The sequence below is a fragment of the Micromonospora sp. S4605 genome (assembly GCF_003176715.1).
Classification (GTDB): domain Bacteria; phylum Actinomycetota; class Actinomycetes; order Mycobacteriales; family Micromonosporaceae; genus Micromonospora; species Micromonospora echinaurantiaca.
Genome location: NZ_QGSW01000428.1, coordinates 1 through 5399, shown reverse-complemented (window position 1 = coordinate 5399; position 5399 = coordinate 1). Strand labels below are relative to the sequence as shown.

Sequence of the window (5399 nt, the reverse complement as noted above, 5' to 3'; positions counted from 1 at the left end):
CGCGTGCACGGCGACGTACCGGGTCACCGGGCAGTGGGCCGGCGGTTTCCAGGGTGAGGTGCAGGTGACCAACGGCGGGTCGCCGATCAGTGGCTGGTCGGTGACCTGGACGTACGCCGACGGCCAGCAGGTCAGCTCGGCGTGGAACGCCACGGTCAGCACCAGCGGAAACCGGATCGTCGCGCGCAACGTCGGATACAACGGCAGCCTCGGCGCCGGGGCGAGCACCACCTTCGGCTTCCTCGGCTCGTGGAACGGCAGCAGCAACACCGCACCGCTGCTCACCTGCACGACGGGCAGCTGATCCCCGGCCGGGGCCGCGTCCCCCTGCCTCCGGACGCGGCCCCGGCCGGCCACCACCGCGGTGCCGCCGGGTTCGAGCAGGAGGCGCGTCGCCACCGCCGCGTCCTGTCGGGCCGGCGCCCGGCGCCCGGCGTGCGACGCGGACCTTCGGGCGCCTGCCCGGTCACTGTCGAGCTGCCCCACCGGTGAGACCACCCGCAGCAAGCCGACGATGAGACCACCCACAGGAAGCCAGCGGTGACACCACCCGCAGCAGCCGGCGGTGACGCCACCCAGGAGTCACGACGCCGGCGGTGGGTGGCCGCCCCATCGGTGAGGGCAGCTCGACAGGACCGGCGTAGGAACGCCGCCGCCCGCCGGATCGACGCCCGACCTCGACGCCCCGCGCGACGCCCGACGCACGCCGGGTCCGTCCGGCGTCTCGGCGGCCGGGGCCCGGCGGGGCACGGCGGGGCGTCGGGACGGCGGGACGGCGGGACGTCAGACCAGGCAGTTGACGATGTCGGCGATGGACCGGCGGCGACCGGTGAAGAACGGGATCTCCTCCCGGACGTGCCGGCGGGCCCCCGAGGCGCGCAGGTCGCGCATCAGGTCGACGATCCGGTGCAGCTCGTCGCCCTCGAAGGCGAGCATCCACTCGTAGTCGCCGAGGGCGAACGAGGCGACCGTGTTGGCCCGCACGTCCGGGTAGCCGCGCGCCAGTCGGCCATGCTCGGCGAGCAGTTCCCGCCGCTCCGCGTCCGGCAGCAGGTACCACTCGTACGAGCGCACGAACGGGTAGACGCACACGTAGCGGCGGGCCTCCTCGCCGGCCAGGAACGCCGGGATGTGGCTCTTGTTGAACTCGGCCGGCCGGTGCAGCGCCATCTGCGACCAGACCGGGGTGAGCGCGCGGCCCAGCGTGGTCCGGCGGAACCGCAGGTACGCGTCCTGGAGCGCGTCGCTGGACTCGGCGTGCCACCAGATCATCAGGTCCGCGTCGGCGCGCAGTCCGGCCACGTCGTACGTGCCGCGGATCACCACGTCCTTGCCGGCCAACTCCTCGAAGAGCGCCTCGACCTCGCCGGTGACGTTGTCCCGCAGCGACGGCAGCGGGCTGCTGGCCCGGAACACCGACCACATCGTGTAGCGGATGGTCGCGTTCAGCTCGCGCAGCCGGGCCGCGTTGGTCTGCTCGGTCATCTCGCCGATCCCTCCAGTGCTGTGATGATCTCGTCGGCCGCCGTCGCCCCGGAGCGCACGCAGACCGGGATGCCGACCCCGTCGTACGCGGCGCCGGCCAGCGCCAGGGTGGGGTGACCCACCCGCAGGGCCGCCCGGGCGGCGGCGACCCGGTCGGCGTGCCCGGGGGTGTACTGGGGCAGCGCACCGCCCCACCGCTGCACGTGCCCGTCCACCGGGGCGGGCAACGGAACGCCGAGCACCGCCGACAGCTCCCGGTGCACGGTCGCGGCCAGGTCCTCGTCCGTACGCTGCAGCGACGTCTCCTCGCCGTACCGGCCGACCGAGGCGCGGACCAGCGCCAGCCCGTCCGGCCGGCGCAGGTGCCCCCACTTGGTGGTGAAGAACGTGGACGCCTTGATCAGCAACCCCTCGGTGCTCGGCACCAGGAAGCCGGACAGCTCCGGCAGCTCCGGCTCGGGCAGCGCCAGGGTGACCAGCGCGACGCTGGCGTAGTCCAGCCCGCCGACGGTGTCCGCCAGCTCCGGCACGAGCCCGGCGAGCAGCCGGGCGGCCGGGCGGGCCGGCACGGCGAGCACCACCGCGTCGACCTCGACCTGCTCCGCGTCCCGGGTCGGGCCGACGGTCAGCCGCCAGCCGGCCGGCGTCGGGTGCAGCTCGCGGACGGCCGCGTTCCGGCGCAGCGTCGCGCCGCTGGCCCGGGCCGCCGCCTCGACCAGGGTGCCGAGCCCGCCGGCCAGGGTGCCGAAGACCGGGGCGCCGGGAGCGCGCGGCGCGGCGGCCTGCGCGGCCCGCACCGCGCCGACCAGGGTGTGCTCCACCCGGGCGGCGCGGGCCAGCGCGGGCATCGTGGTGACCAGCGACAGGTCGTCGGCCCGGCCGGCGTACACCCCGCCCAGCATCGGGTCGACCAGCCGGTCGACCACCTCGTCGCCGAACCGGGACCGGACCAGCGCGCCGACGCTGACGTCACCGTCCGGGCCGAGCAGCGGGCGGCCCTCGTCCCGGTCGGCCGCCGCGTCCGGCCGAGCCACCGTGGTCACCGTGGCCAGATCCCCCGGTACGCCGACCAGGGTGCCGCCCGGGATGGGCCGCAGCCGGCCGGCCAGGGCGAGCGCGGCCCGCCCGACCGTGGGGTGCACGATCCGGTCGGCCAGCCCGAGCCGGCGGACCAGGGCGACCGCGGCGGACTCGCCGCCGGCCGGGTCGCGCATCAGGAAGGACTCGGCGCCGAACTCCACCGGCTGGCCGGCCAGCTCGCCGGTGCGCAGCTTCCCGCCGAGCGCGCCGGACTGCTCGTACACGATGATCTCGGTGCCGTCCGGGGCGCGGTCGCGCAGCTGGACCGCGGCGGCCAGACCGGCGATCCCGCCGCCCACCACCGCCACCCGCCACGGCCGCGCCACCGGGCTCAGCTCCCGTCGGCCGGGCGTGCGGACAGCTCGTGCACCAGCGCGACCACCCGGGTCAGCACGTCGGGGTCGGTCTCCGGCAGCACGCCGTGGCCGAGGTTGAACACGTGCCCGGGGGCGGCTCGCCCCTCGGTCAGGATCCGCCGCACCTCGGCCTCGACCACCGGCCACGGGGAGAGCAGCACGGCCGGGTCGAGGTTGCCCTGCACGGCCTTGTCGGTGCCGATCCGCCGGGTCGCGGTGTCCAGCGGCGTACGCCAGTCGACGCCGACCACGTCCGCGCCGGCCTCGCCCATCGCGGTGAGCAGTTCGGCGGTGCCCACCCCGAAGTGGATCCGCGGCACGCCGGCGTCGGCCAGGCCGGAGAGCACCGCCGTCGAGTGCGGCAGCACGTAGCGGCGGTAGTCGGCCTCGGACAGCGCGCCGGCCCAGGAGTCGAAGAGCTGCACGGCGGAGACCCCGGCGTCCACCTGGACCCGCAGGAAGGCCAGGGTCACCTCGGCCAGCCGGGCGCAGAGCGCGTGCCACAGCTCCGGGTCGCCGTACATCAGCGCCTTGGTCTTCGCGTGGGTGCGCGACGGGCCGCCCTCGACCAGGTAGCTGGCCAGCGTGAAGGGCGCCCCGGCGAAGCCGATCAACGGGGTGTCGCCGAGCTCGGCGACCAGCAACCGGACCGCCTCGTCCACGTAGGAGACGTCGGCCCGGGTGATCGGGCGGATCCGCTCGACGTCGTCGGCGGTGCGCACCGGCTCGGCCACCACCGGCCCGGTGCCGGGCACGATGTCCAGGTCGACCCCGGCGGCGGCGACCGGCACCACGATGTCGCTGAACAGGATGGCGGCGTCCACCCGGTGCCGGCGCACCGGCTGGAGGGTGATCTCGGCCACCAGCTCGGGGCGGCGGCAGGATTCCAGCATCCCCACGTTGGCCCGGATCTCCCGGTACTCCGGCAGCGACCGGCCGGCCTGACGCATGAACCAGACCGGGGTGTGCGGGCCCGGCCGGCGCCGGCAGGCCCGGACGAAGGGCGAGTCGGCCGGTCCGCCGGGGCGGGGTGCCTCGTCTCGGGCGGCGGTGCCCGTGGTGTCGGTGGTCATCGCGGCCATCGTGCCACGGTGCCCGCTGTCGCCCGCGCCCACCGCCGCCTTTTGTGATGTGGAACGAGGGGGCCGAACGCCTCTGGTCGGCCGGGCCGGCCCGGTGCGCGGCCGCCCCGCTCGGCGTGCCGTCCCGGTCGTCGGCCGGACGCGGGCATAGGCTGCCGGCATGGCCCCCCCGATCGCGCTTCCGGAGACCTTCGCCCGCGCGGTCGCCGGGTTGCGGTCGGCGGCACCCCGGCCCGAGATCGTGCTCGAGGAGGTGGGCGCGCCGCAGCGGCTCGCCCCGTACGCCTTCGCGCTCTCCGCCGCCGTGCTGCGCGACGGCGATGAGGTGGCCGCCGGGCGGCTGATCCTGCTGCACGACCCGGCCGGCCACGAGGCCTGGCAGGGGACGCTGCGGCTGGTCACCTACGTGACCGCCGAGCTGGAGGTCGACCTGGCGGCCGACCCGCTGCTGCCCGGGGTGGGCTGGACCTGGTTGACCGACGCCCTGGACGCCCAGGACGCCCGGCACCGGGCGATCGGCGGGACGGTCACCCAGACCATGTCGACCCGGTTCGGCGAGCTGGCCGGCCCGCCCGCCGCCGGCGACATCGAGATCCGCGCCTCCTGGACGCCGGTGGACGACGACCTGGCCCCGCACCTGCTCGCCTGGTGCGCGCTGCTCGCCTCGACCGCGGGCCTGCCGCCGCCCGGGGTCACCGCCCTGCCTGAGCGGCGCCCCGCCGGCGCCGCCTGACCCCGTCGGTCGTGGCCTGCGGCGCACCGCAAGCCACGACCGACGTGCCGGGTCAGAGCTGCCGGGTCAGAGGTAGTCCTCGGCCTCGTTGCAGACCTTGTCCAGGCCCTTGTTGGCCTTGTCGAAGGCGGCACGGTTGCCGGTGGCGGCCGCGTTCAGCGCGGTGGTGAGCTTGTCCAGGCAGGTCGCGATGATCTTCTTCTGCCGGGCCTGCTCGTCGCGGTCGTTACGGGTGCCGGTCAGGTCCTGCTCGGTGTCGGCCAGCTTGTCCTGCACGCTCTGCAGGTCGGCCTTGAGCTTCTCGATCTCCGTGGCGTTCGCGGCGATGGTGCCGTCCCGCTGGCTGACCTGGCTGGCCATCTGCTTCTCGGTGCGGTCCAGCTTGCCGCTGGTGGTGACGAAGAGGCCGGTCATCACCCCGCCGAGGACGAAGAGCAGGCCGGCCACCACGGCCAGGACCAGCACGGTGCGCCCCTTCGCGGCGGCCGGCGCGGCGCCGTACGGCGGCACCGACCCGGGCGGGCCGGACATCGGCGGCACCGACCCGGGCGGCCCGGACATCGGCGGCCCGGACATCGGCGGCCCGGACATCGGCGGCGCCGACATCGGCTGGCCGTACCCCGGCCCGGAGGCGGCCGGCCCGGAGGCCGGGCCGCCGTATGA

Annotated in this window: 7 protein-coding genes; 3 read left to right on the top strand and 4 right to left on the bottom strand. The window is 75.9% G+C overall.

Annotated features, from left to right (window positions below; translation table 11 throughout):
• Positions 1-304, top strand: a 304-nt coding sequence (locus DLJ47_RS33265) for a cellulose binding domain-containing protein (protein ID WP_199236105.1), incomplete at its 5' end; no start/stop codon positions are given.
• A 479-nt stretch (positions 305-783) separates the two neighbouring features.
• Here the strand turns inward: DLJ47_RS33265 and hemQ are convergent.
• The 3 genes from hemQ to hemE are packed head-to-tail and all read right to left on the bottom strand — an operon-like array spanning position 784 to position 4003.
• Positions 784-1485 carry a hydrogen peroxide-dependent heme synthase gene (gene hemQ / locus DLJ47_RS33260; protein WP_109906065.1) on the bottom strand — a complete coding sequence of 234 codons (702 nt, stop codon included), beginning with the start codon at positions 1483-1485 and terminating at the stop codon, positions 784-786.
• Positions 1482-2891: a protoporphyrinogen oxidase gene (hemG, locus tag DLJ47_RS33255; RefSeq protein ID WP_109906063.1), complete on the bottom strand. Its 1410-nt coding sequence runs from the start codon at positions 2889-2891 to the stop codon at positions 1482-1484. The genes hemQ and hemG overlap by 4 nt, the downstream gene beginning before the upstream one ends.
• Before the next feature lie 5 nt (positions 2892-2896).
• Complete coding sequence (gene hemE / locus DLJ47_RS33250) at positions 2897-4003, bottom strand: uroporphyrinogen decarboxylase (RefSeq protein WP_109906067.1); 1107 nt, start codon at positions 4001-4003, stop codon at positions 2897-2899.
• 160 nt (positions 4004-4163) lie between these two features.
• Here hemE and DLJ47_RS33245 point away from each other — a divergent pair, with 160 nt between their 5' ends.
• Positions 4164-4736 (top strand): DUF3000 domain-containing protein, encoded by a 573-nt coding sequence (locus DLJ47_RS33245; protein ID WP_088995298.1) that lies wholly within the window; start codon positions 4164-4166, stop codon positions 4734-4736.
• Between the two features lie 66 nt (positions 4737-4802).
• On the opposite strand, the gene DLJ47_RS33240 is transcribed toward DLJ47_RS33245, so the two are convergent.
• Positions 4803-5201 carry a hypothetical protein gene (locus DLJ47_RS33240; RefSeq protein WP_109906061.1) on the bottom strand — a complete coding sequence of 133 codons (399 nt, stop codon included), beginning with the start codon at positions 5199-5201 and terminating at the stop codon, positions 4803-4805.
• A 1-nt stretch (position 5202) separates the two neighbouring features.
• Here DLJ47_RS33240 and DLJ47_RS37350 point away from each other — a divergent pair.
• Positions 5203-5399, top strand: a 197-nt coding sequence (locus DLJ47_RS37350) for a hypothetical protein (RefSeq protein WP_233258154.1), incomplete at its 3' end; no start/stop codon positions are given.

Bases quoted from the DNA above. Each gene is read 5' to 3' on its own strand.
- DLJ47_RS33245 (WP_088995298.1), top strand. From the start codon at position 4,164: ATGGCCCCCCCGATCGCGCTTCCGGAGACCTTCGCCCGCGCGGTCGCC.
- hemQ (WP_109906065.1), bottom strand. From the start codon at position 1,485: ATGACCGAGCAGACCAACGCGGCCCGGCTGCGCGAGCTGAACGCGACC.
- hemE (WP_109906067.1), bottom strand. From the start codon at position 4,003: ATGGCCGCGATGACCACCGACACCACGGGCACCGCCGCCCGAGACGAG.